Source organism: Salicibibacter halophilus, from assembly GCF_006740705.1.
In the GTDB taxonomy this organism is placed as follows: domain Bacteria; phylum Bacillota; class Bacilli; order Bacillales; family Marinococcaceae; genus Salicibibacter; species Salicibibacter halophilus.
Window position 1 is genome coordinate 459,770 of sequence record NZ_CP035485.1, and the last position, 18,520, is coordinate 478,289.

The following is an 18,520-nucleotide window of genomic DNA, read 5'->3' on the forward strand; positions in this document are numbered from 1 at the left end:
GATCAAGTGATAAGTATTCAATTAAAAAATATGCACGGAACAACCTATTCATGTTTTTTCGTCCCGTGCAAAATCAAGTCTACAAGTAATGTAAATTGCCCGGCTAAGGATTTCGGTTTATTTTTCCATGTAGACATGGATTGCCCTAACGTTAACAAGCAAAAACGCGCGGCATCTTCCGGAGAAATACTATCCCTTAAGGATCCTTCTTCTTTCATTTCCTCAAAAATCCTAATAAAAGGTTCTAAATACGTTTGTCTCCACAACCCATAAATGTGTATTTGATTGACTTCTTTAAATTCAACCCGAATATCATTGATCATCATCATAATGCTTGAAGGATGCTCTTTGGATAGCAACTCCAGCATGGCTTCCAAACGTTGAGAAATCGTTTCTTCAGTTATGGCCTCCATTTTTAACTGTATGTTTTTAACAAAAACTTCCAGCATTGCAATATACAAGGACTGCTTGTCCGGATAATGATAGTAAAGGGCAGGTTGGGAAATGTTGCATTTCGCGGCAATTTCCCTCGTCGTCACCGCTCGATATCCTTTCTCCATAAATAATTTTTCTGCCGTTGCTAAAATACGGTTTCTTGTTTTTTCCATTTCCGCTTGTCGTTTACTCATCACATGTGCTCCTGTTAACCTTTTTACAATCATTTTACATGCTAAATGCCAAAGTTCAAAGGTCAAATAGCCATCATCGTTCCTAAGATCACGTTTAATTTCGTGTCATTTAGTTAATATAATCATAAATGTCCAAACGAGGAGTGTAACAATCGCAACCAATGGTACGAATTTTCATTGTGAACATTCTTTTCTTTCTTTTGATGTTATTCGTAAATTATTCCGTGGGTATGGATGTCGGAGATGTTGCAAATGAGCAACCGGCATTGATTCAACCTGCAAGTTATGCGTTTTCGATTTGGGGCTTAATTTATGTACTTCTTTTCATCTGGATCATCAAAGGGCTTTTTGTGCATGGTGAAAAAAAGCGGCTTTATAAGGACACGCAGGTTTTTATTCCTGTTAACTTTCTTCTAAACAGTGCCTGGATTATAACATTCACCCAAGAATATATCTTCCTGTCAACCGTCGTTATCTTTCTCTTGTTGTTCTCCCTCATCATTCTTTATCGAGCCGTTTCGCGAAATGAAAGCAGCGGGATAATGGATCGTCTCCCGTTTTCCATTTATATAGGCTGGGTATCCGTCGCCAGTATTGTGAATGTATTTACAGGCTTTGCCCGAAGCGACATGACCCAATTCTTAGGTACTGGGGAGCTAGCCTGGACCATTATCATGCTCATTCTTCTGGTTGTAGTTGCTGTTTTATTCACACGACTGAACCGGGACATTTGGTATCCGCTCGTCTTTATCTGGGCTTATCTCGCGACCTTTATCAGAAGCGATGAAGAAAGCCTAATGTGGGTGATTCTCATTAGCATCATCATTCTTGCCATTAACGTTTTATTGCAAGGGATATCGAATTGGAGAAGACGTTAATATAAAACATGAAAAACCCCAAATAAAAGCGGTAACGTTACCGCTGCCACAAGCGTGGACACAAAAACGGCAACGGATGCAAAAGCTGTATCGCCTCCATAATTCTCGGCATATAAACTCACCGTCGGAGCACTTGGTGTTGCGGATATGATTACAGCAATGGCAAGCCATTCAAAAGGAATGGAGGTGAAAACAAACGGCAAAAACAGCAAAAATGGAAGAAAGAAAAGACGCGCGCTAACGGTAGCCCATAGCAATGGACTACACAAAAAGCCTTTTAAATCGTGCAAACGAACAGATGCGATTAAACAGCCAATTAAAAGCATGGAGAGCGGGATCGTCATTTCGCCGATGTTTTCGAGGGCGCCAAATAAAGGTTGAGGCAATGACATCGGTAAAAAAAAGAAAAGAAGTCCGATTGCCGTAGCCAAAAACCCCGGATTTATCCAGAGAGATGCCCTCTCTTCTCGAGGCTTTCCCCGTTGCATAACAGCAATGCCGTACGTCCAAATCATAATAAAATAGATCATGTTGAATACCATGGCAAAAAATAGGCCGTTCTGTCCAAAAAGCTGCAGAACGATGGCGACACCGATATAGCCTTGGTTTCCAAATAAAATCAAATTCTCATAAACCCCGGATCGTTCCCTGGAAAGTTTCAGCAACCGGGCGGTCCACTTGCCGATAAAGGCTGTACTTATGAGAAAATAAGCGGAAAACATGAGCAATGCCAGGACACCTAAACTACGATCCATTTCGAAGGGAGCATGCAAAGATGTCACGATCAAACATGGCAGCGTCACATACAGCAATAATTTCGTGAAAACCCCTTGGCTCGTTTCAGGAAGAAGCCCTGTCTTCACGGCTCCCCAACCGGCCAAAAAAATGATGTAGAGCATGCCCATTTCACGAAATACCGCCAGGAAGGTGTCCATATCTTCCTCCTGTATACATTGATCTTTTACCCTATGCAGCCTGCGGAATGTCCCGTGAAAGTAAAAAATCATCCTTGGGAGGAGTCGTAAACATGAAACTATATACCTTAACCAGCATCCAGCAGCTGCCCATTTCCCGTGAGGAAGCATGGGCGTTTTTCTCTGACCCACGGCAATTGGGCAGCATTACTCCCGGAGATATGTCTTTCGAAATGATAGATGATCTAACAGAGCCGATGCACGCGGGGATGATCCTTCGTTACCGTATTCGTCCTTTCCGCTTTGTCCAAGTACAGTGGGTGACCGAAATTACGCACGTGATCGAAGGAGAACGGTTCGTGGACGAGCAACGCTTTGGCCCCTTTCGTTTTTGGCACCATCAACACCGCTTTACCGAAATCGATGGAGGTGTAGAAATGCAAGATACCGTGCATTATGCCATGCCGTATGCTTTCATCGGACGGATCGCCCACCCCCTTATCGTTCGCAAACGTCTTGAAGAAATTTTTGCTTTTCGCAAGGAACAATTGCAAGCGCACTTTGGACCTATGAATCAGTAGGCAAGGCCCACCCTGGCATGAAGGTATTTCTCTTGTTCTAAAAGCGAATAAGTAAATGCGGCTGTATCACCAACAGAGATTCGTTTACCGTTTTCCGGCAAGTAATCCTTTTCTACCCGATAATGGCCTTCAGCTGCCCCATTTATTAATGCCGTCGGGCAAACAACGGTCCACTTTAATCCGGATTCCTTCAAAGACCGGTAGGCAGCGAGATGATCTTCGGCAGCGGTGGTCGAGCGCCGTTTTGATTCTTTGGACTGAAACCGGTAACGTTCGCTTTCTTCACGGCTGTTTAAGATACCGGCTGTCCCGACCATTATAAATCTTTGAAGACCCTGCTCTTGCATTTCTCGGACAATTAGCGGCGTACTCCGTGACAATGTGTTATTTTTGTCGGTGTTAAGTGCACTAACCACGACATCTACACCGTTCATCGCCTCCGATAGGTCCTGCCGGTTCAAGACATTGCCTTGTATAACCGTTAGTGAATCATGAACCTCCGCTAACTTTTCAGGCTGACGAACCAAGACTTTTACCTCGTGTTGACCGCCAAGGGCCAGACGTGTTATTTCTGTTCCAACTCTGCCTGTCGCACCTAAAATCAGTATGTTCATGCTATCGCTCCCCTCATTAAATAAGCAAAGGAGTCTCCAATGAAACCCCGTCGATTGATTCACACCAAGAAAACCGTACAAAAAGCATCCGAAGCTGTATGGGCGGCCAATAAATATTTTGTGTTGGCTTGTTCCCAAAAGCAATACAAAGGCATAAGGAGAAATTTCCGCCCGGATCAACAGGACCTGCTTTCCGCTTATCAACAATTACACGAAACGGAAATCACGCATCAAACCATAGCAAGCCGCGACCTTCCCGAACTCTCCAACGCCTTATGCCATGTGCTCGGTTATTTTAAGCAGGAACTATCCCAACAAGATCGGCAACGAATCAATGATCAAATAAAAACAGAACCCGAAAAAGCCCTGCAAGCCGTTGAGACACTGACGTTTAAGCACCGGAAATCGTACCTGATGCCATGCCGATTATGGCAGCGTGACAGGTTTTTCAATGAAGTTCCGGTTGCGATGATGTTCGAGGGCCATCATTTCGAGGCATATACATGGCGATGGTGTGGAGATTATTTAATACGGACTCTCAATAATCAATGGTAATCCCTTTTGCGGCAAGATTCTCCAGACACTCCTTTAAATAAGCGTCATCATGTTCGGGATAGTCCAAATCATTGGAGATTTCCATGTTTTGATACAGGCTTTTTTCGTCATGGGCTTCGCAATGCTTCCCACGGTACAAAGGGTCCATCCATAATGGATCAACATTGTAGTTGCGTTTCTTCATTTCCTGCATGACTTTCTTATGGTAACGATAAAGCCGGTAAGGACTGTATTGAAAAACATAATTGACGGTAGAATGATTTTTCCCCCAACCTTTCCCTCTTAGAGCACAGCATTCCCGATGCTGGCCGAGCAGTTGCTGCGAAGGGAGTTTGGAAATAAGCGTTTCGTGCCATAATCGCATGTTCGGTCCCTCCCTGTGTGATTTTGCCCTTACCACACACCAATGATAGCAGAATTTTTTCTTTTCCGTATGGCATTCGGAATAATCTTTGCATGAATACACTCCGTCGAGAAATACTAATACTGCCGCTGTTATAGGAAATCGAAGGAGGAAGTGTTTTATGTATGAATTGCAATCCCAGATAAACGGATTAAAAATGAAGGAAAAAAATATGGAACGTCAATTGCAACCGCTTGGCTACGATTTGGGAGGCGGTTGGGAATACGACCATGGATACATGGATTATAAAATGGCCGATAAAGATAACGGCTACCTGTTTTTACGAATCCCTTTTTTTGCAACAGTGGGGGAGGTCGGAAACGGAAACGCAACAGTCGTTTTAGGAACGCCGTTTCTGTTATCCCACAAGTTTGAAGCAGGCATTAATGAAGATGCAGGCCCTGTGTTCAGTGCATTATGGAATCAATTTTCCTCCCCCGAAGAAAAAGACGCCTATGTGGACGAAAATTATGTACAAGAAGGAAAAAGGCTCGTACGTGAACTGGAAGAAACGCTTTTGCATTGACCCATTTAGTTATTTTGCTCGCATCGACATAGGAATAAGAGATCTGTATATCATTCAATTAGCACTCAGCACAAAAGTAAATAATCCGAAAGTAAACACCCTTGCCACCGAAAAGTGCCAAGGGGTCCTTACTTAAGATCAAAGGTTTCATTGTTCACATTTTTTATAAACCCATCATATTTTCATCGTTGTAGTGTACCTAAGGAGTACCTCATCTTCAACGTTCTCTTTTTTAAAAAATTTCATATGGATCAACAATACACTTTCCCATTGAATAATGTACCTAGTGCAGAACGGCTAAAATAAATGATCACACCTGTAAAGGGCGGCCTTTGTAGGTCCAATGAAACGGTTTAGCCAGGTGCCGATTATAATAATCGATATATTGAGCCAACCGATAAGCTAAGTCCTCAATGGATGTAAAACTGGCTCTCGGATTGATTAAATCACGACTCAGAATGCTAAACCAGATTTCAATTTGATTAAGCCATGAGCAGTGCTTCTTGTATAAATGAACCGGATGCGGTGACTTTGGTGCTTGAGAAATTCTTTCGGGTTTTTTTGGTTTTGAGGACACCGGAATGTCTTTTCTTGCCGAGTGTATCCTGTGGAATGCCGCATTGTTCAGCGACAAAACGCACCAAAGATTCGGATTGACGCGTGTTAAGTTGATCCACCACAAAGACATACGAGGCTTCGGGATCTCGAGCCACTACGTTTTCGATGTGTTCAACAAATCCCCTTCCTTTCGGGTAGGTCGAATCACCGGAGCCACAATTTGCCCTGTTTGAACGTCGCGGGAAGCGATCAAGCCGGTCGTGCCAGGCCGAATGTATTCTTGTTCCCGTTTTTCCGGAGAACCTGGCTTCATCGGCTTGAGAGGACGGGCATGTTCCAGAGCTTGGATACCGGTTTTTTCATCGGTGCACAAGATATACTCGTTTCGCATCGGCGCTTCTTGATAAATGTCACAGACGTCCCTAACATCTTCGCGATATTGTTCGAGATCATCAATCTTCGGATTTAACCACACCTTACTTTGATGAGGTTTGAGATCTGCTGATTTTTAAAAAACGCGAGACGCTTCTCGTCGAAATGCTCTCCACAATGCCTTCTTTTTCAGCTTGTTGGGCCAGCTTTCCAGGGGTCCAATGTCTGTACGGTAAATCCTTGTCTTTCGGCGACTGAGACGTTTTCGTGATGTTTTAGACGCCCCAAAAATCACTGCCTGTTTTCCCCAGCACAATACAGAAACCTACCTACTCAAGCATAGCATTTGTCATTGATACTCTATCGGCCCTCCCATTTCGAAACGGACTTAAGAGTTTCAATTGTCCATCGTTCCTTCCTTCTAAAGACATTCTTCGCTGCACTGTGTTCATGATGCAGCACGGGATATCAAAAATCCTGCTTATATTTCCTGCTCTTATCCAGTCATTTCCCAATCTTTTTTTTTCAATATCGTACCCTTGTCTGCTTGGACTCCCAGGTTTTCCCATTTCCACCTTTCTCTCACAATCATTTCTCCAGAAGAATCATCTATCCACTTTTGTCCCGGGGAGTTATTTAAGTTAATTATAGAGTACAGTTCAACCTGATCAGAAGGAAATTGCGATTAAAAATGCCATCGACCGAATCCACTATGATCAAACTCATAAGGCACTTACGTGAAAAATTGGTGGGAAGTAATGAATTGGTCGGAAGTGCAATATCGTTTAGACGTTGCTCAACAAGTGAAATGGAATCCATATTAAATCTTTTATAGGCTCATTCTCAAATAAAATGTTTTGTCCAGTCCGGCAAATACCTATCCATGTCTGCTTTTAAAAATCCGCACCATAAAAAACTGGTGCGGATCTTACCCATTTGGCTATCTCCATTACGATATGTTTTATCTTGGGATACTTGATAACATGTTGCTGAGACAGCCTGAGAAGTGTGAAGTGGGTATACGTATAGATTGCCATTGTTTCGAGAATATTATTCATCTACTTTGAAACATTATCTGTAAATTTGTAATGAAAATGTATAAAAGTTCATCAAGTTTTATCGTTTGGTCCATGACGACGTCCTCGATTTCTGAAGTGTCTTGGAGTGTATTGTGGATAATATAACATGATTACTATCGGTTATAATAATGCTCTTCGCTTTTCGACCATTTGTGGCGTCAATAAGTACATTTCGTTCTCGTGCTTCCTGTATGATACGCTTCATAGGAACAGCATCAGCCTTACCAATGTAAATAATGTGATCTGCTAAAGCGACATTTCCAAAGCCGATATGAAAAAAGGGATCTTGCCTCATGGCATATATCTCTTTTTTGTGAAAGGTTAAGTTAACTGTTTTTGGACATGGATTTTAAAAACTTTAAGCAGAAAGCCGCGAACTTACGTTTTATAGGTTTGGCAGTTTCAATAATACCTTTTGCGAGTTATTATGTGATTTTCGGCAATTTCAATCGTTTTCATGCTCAGAATAAGGATTTTCATCCACCCCAAACACATTCATTAAATGGTTGGACAAATCGTTGATTTGGTTCTTCGTCAGAAATGGTCGACATTCACTAAGATAATCATTGATCACCTGTTCATACGAATCTCCTGTTTGATAGCTCCTAACGTCGATTTCTTTGACACTATCCTTGATGAACCACAGCCACGGAATTGGGACTTTTCCTTTCCGCAGAAAGCTGGTAATCTTACCATTTCTTCCCCTACTGATACTTTTACGGAAGTGTCTTGTACCCATGTACGCCCCCTCCTTTTCAATAGTGCCTGACGGTACAAAGATCACCAATCATTAGGGTTATTTTTTGCTTACTCGTTATCAGATCAGACTGGTCATGGATTGTGATCAATTTACCCTATTTTACATATTTTTCCTCTGATTAAGATGTTAAACTATGTCCCTAGGGGTACGTCAACCACTTAAAGTCCTTTGAAGATTCTTCGAAAATGGAACCAAATTATCGTCTCTTTATTTATATGAATATTCGATATAATTTATTGAAAAAGGTAATAATAAACTTTAAAATGAAAGGAGAGATATGAATTCAAAGCTGGAAAAAGCAGTCGTTACATTCAGGAATTCCAGGGAAAAGAAAAACGATAATAACGAGGTTGGCAACGCATCTTTGGAAAAGGGGGGTAGCGCCTGAATAGCCTACACAGGTAGCCCAATGAAATTCATTAGAATAGCTGCTATATAGGTTATCTTGAATCAATCTACGTAGATATGATTGCAGTGGGACGTCTTTCAAAGTACCCTCTAGCATTTCCATGGATGTCAAAAATAAGGAAGACACGCGGTGGTGCCTTCCTTATTAATGATTGATCCGTTTCTAGCAGTGTCTTTTGATGCTTTACGGAGAAGCACCACCACCAAAAAAAGGTGGGGTGCAACATCTATATAGAAAAGGAGGTTGCCATATAGTGTAAAGCATAATAAGAATTCTGTAAATATTGAGTTTTATCCTGAGGAATAATCTTAGGTATATAGGATAGGATCAGCCAACAGTATGATTACTGACCATTTATTCCTTCTCACAGATCATAAATTGGAAAAACCTAAATCCTTTTAAAGCCCCTCATGGAATTATTTTTGTCAATAAACAACGCTCAGAGGCAAAAATCTCGGTTCCAATTTCCAATTTTAAAAGCGCCGGTGTGAACAAAGAATATGCGGCATCGTTCTACATTTCTGTGGAATAGGTATGTCTATTTGCCCATAAAGAGCTGTTGGATGGTCAAATTTCGCCATCCTTTGCTATTCTCTGATACATTCAGACAAACGAACGGTGGACAACGCGTTTATTCTAACAGCGCATAAAGGGGAACATCCTCCCTGACCGCATCGATTCTGAACTCTTCGATAAGAAAAGACAGGGTCATCCCCTTGTTCCAAAAATCTTTCACCCTGCGGAAAGTATAGAGTTGAAATAAGTTAAACGCGATCATGATGAACATGACCATGGCTTCGATGGCGCGTGGATGGTGCATAAAGCAGTGGTGTATATGCCACTTGGTTTTGAGTTCCCGAAAGCCGTTATTTTCAATATCCCATCTTTCGTGAATCATTTCCCAAACGTCTTTGGTCGGCACATGTTTACCGAGCGTGGTCACCACCCAAACCTCTTTGATGGTCTCGACGCGTTCGACGGTCTTGCCTTGATACATGTTTTGCGTGATCGTCTCGCGGAATCTCAGAAAGCGGACGGGCCCGGGAACGCCTCCCATTTCAAATCCTTCTTCATCCCATGCTTCGACATGGATATGCTTTTGTTTTCTCTTCGTTTGCTTGCCCTTTGGCTCCGGGTCCTCGTGGGTCCATTGAGCGTCAGAGTCACGCTTTTGAAAAAGCCCCAGCGCATCTTTGACGAGATTCAAACGTTTGTTTTTGACGCGAACGATCGCATCCATGCCAATGGCGCGTACGTCATTGATAAAAGGGGCATTGGCATACAGGGCATCACCCACGATCACATCGGCAAAATGATGATGTTGCTCATAAAGGTTTCGGATGAGTCGTTTCCCGCCTGTGAGTTCGCCCTCATCGTCATCTTTCTCATCCCTGGGATGTAAGTGGTCGATTCCAAGGATCACGTGAGGATCAGAGCCGATCGTCATGCAAGCGACGCCTTGATGGTAATAATGGGTTTCGCCATCAATGACACGGGTTAAGCATGCGTCACATTCTTTCACCTTGCTTTCAAACAGTTCAAATCCATCCAGAGCAACGACCACTCGTCCCTTCATCGTTCCCTGTTGGAAAACTTTGTTTCGCTTTGCCTTGCGAATCGTATCGTCATGCATCGCCTGTAAAGGCTCCAAATCATACTGACTTAAAGACTCACGCACGGCATCAACACGGGGCAAACGAACGCCAGGGAAAAGCTTTTTGAATCGCCCAAATTTCACCCATTGGTCCAACACATTCAAGCTCGGCATGCGCCACAGACAACCCAGCATAAGGATAGAGCATATCGTCGATGCTAGAATGTCCGGATCTTTTCTTCCGTCCTTTGCCCTCTTGATTTTTTCGCCGATTCCATATACCTTAGACACATAGGTGAGTAGTTTTTGCAAAGTAGGTCTACCCACCGTTAACACCTCCTTTTTTGTCCTTAGGAGGTGTTTCTTCATTTTTCGCTGATTCCCTTCCTTTGTTCCCCATTTTCTCCAATCAAAATGCGATTTTTGCTATTTTACGTTGTTTTCGCCAATCCCTTGTTACACCTGATTTGATGGCGCATTTTTTTATTTAGAACCGAGATTACTGGCTCAGAGGAGTAACATTGTTCAATCATTGGGGCGACCATTAAGGTTCCATTTAAAAGTCTCCCATTCCCTCATCTTCAGCTCCGGAATCTTCTTCTAGTCCACCTTCTTCTTCAGCTCCAGGGTCTTCTTCTAGACCGTCTTCTTCTTCAGCTCCAGGGTCTTCTTCCAGACCGCCTTCTTCTTCAGCTCCGGGGTCTTCTTCTAGACCGTCTTCTTCCATGCCGCCTCCATCTTCGGGAGCATCTTCTTCCATATCGCCACATGCTGCTAGCATACCAACGGAAAGGATGCCCGAAAGAGCGCCATAAAGTAGTTTTTTGTTCATGGTTACATTCCCCCATAATTAATTAAAGTTAGCTATGATTGGTGGTTCTTGCTGAACTGCCCTCATCATATCAACGCATAGACAATCCGTATATGGGATGTGGAATTTTTGATTTTCTTCCATAATTTTGAAATAAAACTGTTAATGGCTTGTAATAACTGATAATCTCCTTAAACAACGTTTGACATTGTTATCTGAACAATGAGTGGATGTGATCCATTGTGACAAACACCTCCCTCATAATCATTTCTCGAATAAGAATGATTACCTATCATACTAGCTAATACAGATAATAATTAATAAAGGCGCATCACTTAAAGTGACACGCCAAGCTTTTCATATTAAATCTCCTGGTTTGTGTGCTGACTATGCTTTTTCTAACGCCTAATAGGATATTCTCTGCCTTGCTCAGTCAACCATTCCGTGCTTCTTTCTACCAACCCAAGGGTTAAAAAGCCATTGCCTTCCGCTTGATTCGAATGACCAATGGGGGCTGTCCGCCGAATTAACTGCGCATAGATTTCAGCTTCTGAGAGGGAACGTTCAAAATCCCGTTCAGCTATGTTGATCAGCATAGCGATCCCTCCCGCGACATGGGGTGTAGACATGGAGGTTCCTGTTAATTCGGCATACTCGCCATTGTTATACGTAGATAAAATGTTTACACCAGGGGCAACGAGGTCAACCTCATCATTCGTATTCGTAAATGTAGTGGTTTCCAAATCAACGTTTACGGCTCCTACGGAAATCGTTTCGTTATAAGCAGCGGGGTATGCAAACTCATCTGTGCTCTCCTCGCCATCCCCTTCATTTCCTGCTGCGCAGACAACAGAAACCTCCTGCTCAACCGCATATTGTATGACGTCATGAAGTTGTTCAATATCTTCAGGGCTTCCGAGCGACATCGTTATGACACGAATGCTTTCTTCATTTGGCCCTCTCCAATCGACCGCGTAACGAACAGCTTCAATGATCCATTCCATCTGCCCGCTGCCATCCCCGCTTAAAGCTTTTAAAATAAACAGATCTGCTTGAGGCGCAACACCTAAAACGCCATTTCCGGTCTTTGAAGCAGCCACCGTCCCGGCTACATGTGTCCCATGTCCGTTATTATCCGAATAATTAGCTTCATCTCCATGGTAATCGGCCGTAAAGTTTCTTCCCCCAATAATTCTTTCTTGCAAATCAGGGTGATCCATCTGACAACCCGTGTCAATGACCGCTATGACCTGTCCTGCCCCTTTTTCTTCAGCTTCCCACAACATCGGAGCCTCTACCATTTCAATCCCTTTCGGAACTTCGGATGACGTAGTCACAACTTTTTCACGTTTAAATGGAATGAGCCGGGCTTTTTTCATTATTAACGCCTCCCTCGTAAATTGAGTTATGGAATATATTCCCATTTTGGTTCCAATAAAAACGCCAAAATTGAAAAATATAAGAAAATAGTAAAAATAAACCAATTTCTTTGATGATCTAGTGATGATAGATACCTAAAAATGGTAAGTGAATCCAATTGGATCCTGCAGTGAGATTAGGAAAGGATGGTGAAATAAGAGATCATCTGTGGGTTTCAAGAGGGGGAAGTTCACATGTTAGTTGATTCCTAGTCATGCGACTTTTTTTAAACCTATTTATCCGAGGATGTAAACAAATACCGCTCCAACAGTGAATGATCAAGCATAACGTGCGATTGAAACTGGCAAAAGGAGGAAAAAATATATGTTCAGTTATTCTACTAGGAATGTCGCGCGTTTGTCTTTGATCGATAGCCATTTAAGGCAGGAACTAGTCGGAGCAAGAAAGCCTCAATCCCATGCATTATCCTCCGGAATTTTCCCTGTTATGGTTCAATTTCAACCGGGGACTTCCTGCTTCAACAATGGTGTTAACCATTTGAAAAGCATCGTAAACAACTATGCACATTGTAAAATGAACCAATCGTTGCCGCGTTTTTCGTTACAAGGCGGAAATCTAACAGCTACAGCCCTTGAAGATCTTTGTGCAAACTGCGGAGATGTCAAAAAAATTTATCTCGATCGCGAATTTAGTGTTTTACTAGACACGGCCACCGAAACTACTCGAGCCATTGAGCTCCAAGAAGAAGACGCCACAGGTGAAGGGGTGACGGTTGCTGTTCTTGATACCGGTGTCCATCCAAGCCCGGATCTCATGGAACCTGAAGAGCGAATTATCGCATTTAAGGATTTTATTGATGACCAAGAAGAACCTTATGATGATAATGGCCACGGGACCCATTGTGCCGGCGATGTGGCCGGGAACGGGCAGCAATCAGATGGCGAATATGCCGGACCTGCACCGAATGCAAATATTGTAGGGGTGAAGGTGCTGGACATGATGGGGGCCGGTTCCTTATCCAATATAATAGCTGGCGTTGATTGGTGCATGGAAAACCAAGAGGCATACGACATTCAAATTTTATCTTTATCGTTAGGGAGCCCGGCCATGGATCCTGAAGATGACGATCCGCTCGTGCAAACAGTCAATCAAGCTTGGGACGCGGGAATGGTTGTATGTGCCGCTGCAGGGAATGAAGGACCAAGTGAAGAGACCATTGCTTCACCAGGGATCAGCCAAAAAATCATTACTGTAGGGGCTTTGGATGAACAAGGTACGCCTGATCGCTCCGATGATGATGTGGCGGAATTCTCGAGCCGTGGACCAACCATTGATGGCCACACGAAACCTGATATGCTCGCCCCAGGGGTAGATATTGTTTCTCTTCGTGCTCCTGATGCATTCCTTGATCAAATGTCCAAGGATGACCAATTGGACGACACCTATATCGCGATGTCAGGGACGTCCATGGCTACTCCGATTTGTGCAGGGGTTTGTGCTCAATTGTTAGAAAAAAATCCTGAGTTAGAGCCAGATGAATTGAAGAAACAATTACGCGAGGGGGCAGAAGATTTAGGCCTTGAGGCTAACATTCAAGAGAAGGATCAATAGATGCTATGGAAAGTTCCAATGATGAAGCTCCCTCCGGCGAAGCGTAACGGTCCAGGCTACTCCATTTATAAAGGCTGTGACCGGTATTTTTTGGTGACAGCCCCAAACTTTGCAAACGTAAATTTTAGGAAAGAGAGGAGATAAGCATGAAGCAAACGGATGGTTTTTATCGTGCTTTTTGGGTACAAGCCTTTGAACCGGGATTAAAAACACCGGAAGATATTGATCAGCTTCTTGTTGATGCAGATGAAGCCAATATGAATGCGATCCTGGCTCAAGTGAGTCGTAGACACGATGCTTATTATACAAGCGATGTGTTGCCTTTTACCGAAGATCCGGATATCCCCTCGGGTTTCGATCCTCTCGGTTATTTGGTCGAGCAAGCTCGAGATACAGATCTTGAAGTTCATGCTTGGGTTGTCGTCTCGCCTTTATGGGACAACGTTTACGGTGGTCCACCGGAACACCCCGATCATATCTATCATGATCATGGTCCGGGTGCGCCGGATCAGGATACGTGGGTGACACATGATTATAATGGCGATTATAACGAGGAAGAGCTGTATCTCGACGTTGGCCATCCAGATGTTCAAACGCACGTTGTGGATATCGTCAAAGATATTGCCGGCAACTATGATGTTGATGGTGTACACCTTGATTATATCCGTTATCCCGAAAACGATCCTGATGATCCGCCGGGATGGTATGGGTATAATCCAACAGCTCTAACGCTTTTTCAAGAGGAAAAAAACCGTGATGATCGTCCGGAGCCCGATGACGAGGAATGGCTCACCTGGAAAGTCGAGCAAGTAAGTCACCTTGTACAACGTGTTTATACGGAGCTCATGGATGTCGACCCCGCAAAAATCTTCAGTGCTTCCGTCCTTTCATGGGGCTTGGATGATCCATCCGAACATGATTTTTGGGCCCTGGACCCTGTACAACGTGCGCATCAAAACTGGAAATTATGGATTCAGGACGGCTACCTTGATTACGTGTTTGTCATGAATTATGACTCCGAGCCTGAACGCTCCGAGCGATTTACCGAATGGGCAGAGTGGCAAAAAGATATCGATCGCAATAGGGGCATTGTGACGGGGCCAGGCTTATATTTGAACACTGTTTCAGATAGTATTGCCCAAGTGAAGCGAGCCATCAGCCCATCTAACACCACAGGTGAACGGACGGAAGGCGTTGGGCTTTACGCTTATAATGCTTGGAATAATGATGAAGATTCAACATCACAAAAAGAGATGATTCAATCCCTGTCCTATCCAACAGACTTAAATAATGATGACCCGCCGTTTCCCAATAAAGTCTCTCCCCCTGTTCCTACTTGGAAATCAGAAGACCGGGGCCATTTACTGGGGAAATGGACAGGAAACGAAACAACATTGAGCGGGAGAACTGTTACCATTACTTCATCCTCTTTGCAATCTTATACAGCGACCATTGATGGCAATCACCTTGTTGTTTTGTGTAACCTCCCAGCCGGTGACTATATCCTTGAAATCGAGGGGACAACCATCCAAAAACCCCTGACGATTCAAGCGAACACCATGACACGAATCATGGACGTATAAAGAATGGCATGATGATGGCTAAAAACTGAAAGAAAATAGGATTTTTATTCATTTGTGAAATAAAGGAGATGTTCTTGATGCAAAGAATTTATATTGACCCGGGTCATGGTGGCAGTGACACTGGTGCAACGGGGAACGGCATAGCTGAAAAGGATATTGTACTTGATATTGGTCTTCATATGAGTGTTTATCTGCGTGAAAACTTTGAAGGCATGTACCGTCGAATGTCACGAACGGACGACACGGATGTTTCCCTTGAGGACCGTACAAACGACGCCAATAATTGGGGTGCAGACGTGTTTGTATCCATCCATGTCAATTCATTTGATAGCAGTACACGAGGGTTTGAAACGTTTATTCATGACAGCAATCCAACATGGGCAAGGGAACTGCAAAGGATTATGCATCCGGATGTTTTCGAAGAAATGCAAACATTCGATGCTTCGATCCCTGACCGTGGTCAGAAATTAGCTAATTTTCATGTGCTTAGGGAGGCTCAAGCCAATGCGATTTTAACCGAAAACTTGTTCATTGATAACGCTACGGACACTGATTTATTACTAGATCCAGCGTTTATCTCAGCGGTAGCAGCTGAACATGCTGAGGCTGTAGCTACCTTTTTGGGGTTATCACGCATAAGCCAATAACTTTCATGATTAAAATTGATCAATCATTTGCGTAAACAAAGATCCATGTTAAAGAATGACTGACCACCCTTTGAACGGGTGGTCTGAAACTCGATCCGTTGGATTACACTAAAAATGGACACTAACTAAGATAGATTATTTCACAAGCATCAATCATACATTTAAGCGTTTAGGTACAGGATGGAATCATATACATTTAAACACTTCATATAATTGTCTGGTAAAACATATAAAGCACTTGATATCTTATGAAATCATCGCACATAACAGTTTCCACTCAATTTGCCTACTTTTCTATTCATCGCAATACCTGCTTTCTTAATAATTTAGATGATGGGCTAGTTCCATTCAGAAGGGCGCTCTTGTTCAATTAGCTCGCTCCGATTGCCGAAGATCCTCCACCTCGATTTGTGTATGGTAAAACTAATTTTATTCGTAATGATGATGTTCTTCAGCAGCCATTGCAATTTCTTTCGTTTCATGCACAGTACCATATGGATGATCGGGTGGCGCATAGATCGTATAAAGTTTAAGTGGCCGATTCCCTGTATTGGTTAGGTTGTGCCATTTACCGGCAGGTACCATAATGGCATAATCAGCATACACCCTTCTTTCAAAATCCAATTGATCTTCATGACCCCCCATTTGTACAAAACCCTGGCCTGATTCAATACGTAAAAATTGATCAGTGTAAGGATGCGCTTCCAAACCGATGTCATCACCAACATCGATACTCATCAACGTCACTTGCAAATGATCCCCCGTCCATATAGCGGTACGAAAGGTATGATTTTGTTTGCTCGGATTCGACAGTCGCTAGGCAAACAAAATCCCGCAAATGGGCACAGGAATGCCGGTTTGCAGGATTTTTGGACATACGTGGCGTGTAACTAGGTTTTAGCCTGTATATCGAAGACCTTGGGAGGTGCTTCAAGGCCCAATGTGCTAAGGATTTGGCGCTGTTCATGGGTGATTTCTGTGCGCTGCTGAAAGTCTCCTTTTTCGGAAGAATAATGGCCAAGATGCATCTGATTCATCGTCTTTCTGATCGTTCGCCACGTTTGTTTCGTTTGGACTTCTGCGACTCGAATCAATAATAACGCTAGCCAGTTGACCAGGATATGAGACTGAATCCGTTCCTCTAACCGATGGTGCATGGGACGCAGGTTTAGGCTGGATTTCAGGTCACGAAAGGAAGTTTCGACTTCAATCAACTGCTTATATCCCAAGGCCACATCTTCAACCGACAACGTATCGTCCGATGTCCGAATAAGGTATTTGCCGTCATAACGCGCGGCGTCACGAATGGCTTGCTTGTTTCGTTTTAGTTGACCATTTTTCAGCTGTCGCAGGTAACGGCCATAGACCTTATGGCTGCGTAGATCACAGACAGCTTTCGTGTGTTGCTTACCCGAGAGATCGCCCAACTCCTCGAGCTTTTTGGTAAGTGTCTCCACGATCGACGCTCGCTGTTTGCGCGCTTTGTCGGCTTCCTTGGGGTTAGACACGAGCACGAATCGTTTGCGAGCTTCTCCGTCGCCGACAATGATTTCTTTTGCTTTCAGGTTATCGCGGATGGTGTGATAGCGTCCTTTGCGAGCCAATGCTTCTTCTGTCTCCGGTTTACCGGCGCGCATGCGCTCTCCGGCGATATAATGCCCACCGGCACGTTGCAGATAACGGAGGTTATCTTCGGATGAGAAGCCTCGGTCGACAACACTGATCACACGACCTAATTTCCAGCCAACAAGATCATTCTTGACTTCCTCGACGACACTCATGTCCGAGGTGTTGCCCGGCCAGGCCCAGCAACGGATGGGGATGCCTTCACGGGTAACTGCCAAACCAATCACGGTTTGAAGCAAATCTGGCCGATGATCTTTGGAATATCCGAGCTGACGGAAGTTTTCCCCTTCCGGGGCTTCATGGGGCTCTACCTCGAAGTACGAGGAAGTGGTGTCAAAATAAATCAGGTCGACTTCTAGGTTTAAGAGGTTGGCCACCGAAAAATACACCTGTTTTTCCAAGGCATCTCTGACCTCTAGCAACACATCCATCGTTCGATAAAGCTGCTGGGAGGAAACCTCCTCAAGAGCCGGAATCGCAACGTCATGGCGCACCCAATCTTCCATGGCCAACTTGCTGGAAGGAGACAAGGCTCGATTCGCTACCATGGCAAAAAGGAGGCGTTCGATATCCGTATCATGATGCCGATGACGAAGGAGATCTTTGAAAATGTCATCCAGTTCCAGCTTCCGCCATAACTGGTGCAGTAGCCAGGCCCCTCCCAGGCGTTTGCTGGATTCAAACCGAAAATCGATGGCATCACCGATATTTTCCTGGGCTTTTAACGCTTCTTCCGGCGAAAGGAATCGGGTGATGCTTTTGGCCAGACGTTCCAGGGAGGCGGCGTCCACTTGATCGGTCCGCCCCAACGAGTAAATCACCCTTGCTTTCGCATATTTGGCCTTCGGATCCCATTCATTCTGCGCCAGTTGGAGGTACGTAACTTGGCTACCATCTTTGTTTTTGCGTTTCACTTTTCGTAAGTACATGCCCGTATAATAGCAATAAAAACCCTGTATGTAAAGGATATTTATCCACAAATGTGTGCCT

At 43.8% G+C, this 18,520-nt stretch carries 19 protein-coding genes and 1 pseudogene; 7 read left to right on the forward strand and 13 right to left on the reverse strand.

The window, feature by feature from the left end:
* Positions 1-44: 44 nt before the first annotated feature.
* Positions 45-629, reverse strand: coding sequence for a TetR/AcrR family transcriptional regulator (locus tag EPH95_RS02300; protein WP_142086992.1), 585 nt, complete (start codon positions 627-629; stop codon positions 45-47).
* A 203-nt stretch (positions 630-832) separates the two neighbouring features.
* Between EPH95_RS02300 and EPH95_RS02305 the strand changes: the two genes are divergently transcribed.
* A complete protein-coding gene (locus EPH95_RS02305) occupies positions 833-1,507 on the forward strand; it encodes a tryptophan-rich sensory protein (protein WP_405127446.1) in 675 nt (224 codons plus the stop codon).
* Here EPH95_RS02305 and EPH95_RS02310 read toward each other — a convergent pair.
* Positions 1,504-2,442, reverse strand: a complete 939-nt coding sequence (locus EPH95_RS02310; RefSeq protein WP_160141554.1) for an AEC family transporter — start codon at positions 2,440-2,442, stop codon at positions 1,504-1,506. The genes EPH95_RS02305 and EPH95_RS02310 overlap by 4 nt on opposite strands.
* Positions 2,443-2,534: 92 nt before the next feature.
* On the opposite strand from EPH95_RS02310, the gene EPH95_RS02315 reads away from it, so the two are divergent.
* Positions 2,535-3,002: an SRPBCC family protein gene (locus tag EPH95_RS02315; RefSeq protein WP_142086998.1), complete on the forward strand. Its 468-nt coding sequence runs from the start codon at positions 2,535-2,537 to the stop codon at positions 3,000-3,002.
* On the opposite strand, the gene EPH95_RS02320 is transcribed toward EPH95_RS02315, so the two are convergent.
* Positions 2,996-3,616, reverse strand: a complete 621-nt coding sequence (locus tag EPH95_RS02320) for an NAD(P)-dependent oxidoreductase (protein ID WP_142087000.1) — start codon at positions 3,614-3,616, stop codon at positions 2,996-2,998. The two genes, EPH95_RS02315 and EPH95_RS02320, sit on opposite strands and share 7 nt — an antisense overlap.
* Positions 3,617-3,655: 39 nt before the next feature.
* On the opposite strand from EPH95_RS02320, the gene EPH95_RS02325 reads away from it, so the two are divergent.
* Positions 3,656-4,171: a DUF1722 domain-containing protein gene (locus EPH95_RS02325; RefSeq protein WP_142087002.1), complete on the forward strand. Its 516-nt coding sequence runs from the start codon at positions 3,656-3,658 to the stop codon at positions 4,169-4,171.
* On the opposite strand, the gene EPH95_RS02330 is transcribed toward EPH95_RS02325, so the two are convergent.
* Positions 4,155-4,535, reverse strand: coding sequence for a TIGR02328 family protein (locus tag EPH95_RS02330; protein WP_142087004.1), 381 nt, complete (start codon positions 4,533-4,535; stop codon positions 4,155-4,157). The two genes, EPH95_RS02325 and EPH95_RS02330, sit on opposite strands and share 17 nt — an antisense overlap.
* 160 nt (positions 4,536-4,695) lie before the next feature.
* Between EPH95_RS02330 and EPH95_RS02335 the strand changes: the two genes are divergently transcribed.
* Positions 4,696-5,100: a YugN family protein gene (locus EPH95_RS02335; protein ID WP_142087006.1), complete on the forward strand. Its 405-nt coding sequence runs from the start codon at positions 4,696-4,698 to the stop codon at positions 5,098-5,100.
* 482 nt (positions 5,101-5,582) lie between these two features.
* Here EPH95_RS02335 and EPH95_RS19145 read toward each other — a convergent pair whose 3' ends face one another.
* The 7 genes from EPH95_RS19145 to EPH95_RS02365 form a co-directional block, all read right to left on the reverse strand.
* A complete protein-coding gene (locus EPH95_RS19145) occupies positions 5,583-5,813 on the reverse strand; it encodes a hypothetical protein (protein WP_227004017.1) in 231 nt (76 codons plus the stop codon).
* A complete protein-coding gene (locus EPH95_RS19150; RefSeq protein ID WP_227004018.1) occupies positions 5,813-6,133 on the reverse strand; it encodes a hypothetical protein in 321 nt (106 codons plus the stop codon). The genes EPH95_RS19145 and EPH95_RS19150 overlap by 1 nt, the downstream gene beginning before the upstream one ends.
* 1,013 nt (positions 6,134-7,146) lie before the next feature.
* Complete coding sequence (locus EPH95_RS02345; protein WP_142087008.1) at positions 7,147-7,404, reverse strand: extracellular matrix/biofilm biosynthesis regulator RemA family protein; 258 nt, start codon at positions 7,402-7,404, stop codon at positions 7,147-7,149.
* Positions 7,405-7,554: 150 nt separating this feature from the next.
* Entirely contained in the window at positions 7,555-7,848 is a 294-nt protein-coding gene (locus EPH95_RS02350; RefSeq protein ID WP_142087010.1) for a hypothetical protein, read from the reverse strand.
* A gap of 1,061 nt (positions 7,849-8,909) precedes the next feature.
* Positions 8,910-10,199: a transposase gene (locus tag EPH95_RS19155; protein WP_227004019.1), complete on the reverse strand. Its 1,290-nt coding sequence runs from the start codon at positions 10,197-10,199 to the stop codon at positions 8,910-8,912.
* A 229-nt stretch (positions 10,200-10,428) separates the two neighbouring features.
* Positions 10,429-10,704: a DNA primase gene (locus tag EPH95_RS19060; protein ID WP_193557002.1), complete on the reverse strand. Its 276-nt coding sequence runs from the start codon at positions 10,702-10,704 to the stop codon at positions 10,429-10,431.
* A 377-nt stretch (positions 10,705-11,081) separates the two neighbouring features.
* A complete protein-coding gene (locus EPH95_RS02365) occupies positions 11,082-12,062 on the reverse strand; it encodes a S8 family peptidase (RefSeq protein WP_142087012.1) in 981 nt (326 codons plus the stop codon).
* A 364-nt stretch (positions 12,063-12,426) separates the two neighbouring features.
* Here EPH95_RS02365 and EPH95_RS02370 point away from each other — a divergent pair, with 364 nt between their 5' ends.
* From EPH95_RS02370 to EPH95_RS02380, 3 genes are all read left to right on the forward strand, one after another.
* Complete coding sequence (locus EPH95_RS02370; protein ID WP_142087014.1) at positions 12,427-13,674, forward strand: S8 family peptidase; 1,248 nt, start codon at positions 12,427-12,429, stop codon at positions 13,672-13,674.
* A 146-nt stretch (positions 13,675-13,820) separates the two neighbouring features.
* A complete protein-coding gene (locus EPH95_RS02375; protein ID WP_142087016.1) occupies positions 13,821-15,257 on the forward strand; it encodes a glycoside hydrolase family 10-like protein in 1,437 nt (478 codons plus the stop codon).
* A 77-nt stretch (positions 15,258-15,334) separates the two neighbouring features.
* Positions 15,335-15,904 carry an N-acetylmuramoyl-L-alanine amidase family protein gene (locus EPH95_RS02380; protein WP_160141555.1) on the forward strand — a complete coding sequence of 190 codons (570 nt, stop codon included), beginning with the start codon at positions 15,335-15,337 and terminating at the stop codon, positions 15,902-15,904.
* A gap of 429 nt (positions 15,905-16,333) precedes the next feature.
* Here EPH95_RS02380 and EPH95_RS02385 read toward each other — a convergent pair.
* A pseudogene (locus tag EPH95_RS02385) lies at positions 16,334-16,705 on the reverse strand (cupin domain-containing protein); the annotation flags it as partial.
* A gap of 89 nt (positions 16,706-16,794) precedes the next feature.
* Positions 16,795-18,459, reverse strand: coding sequence for an IS1634 family transposase (locus EPH95_RS02390; RefSeq protein ID WP_142087022.1), 1,665 nt, complete (start codon positions 18,457-18,459; stop codon positions 16,795-16,797).
* Positions 18,460-18,520 lie beyond the last annotated feature (61 nt).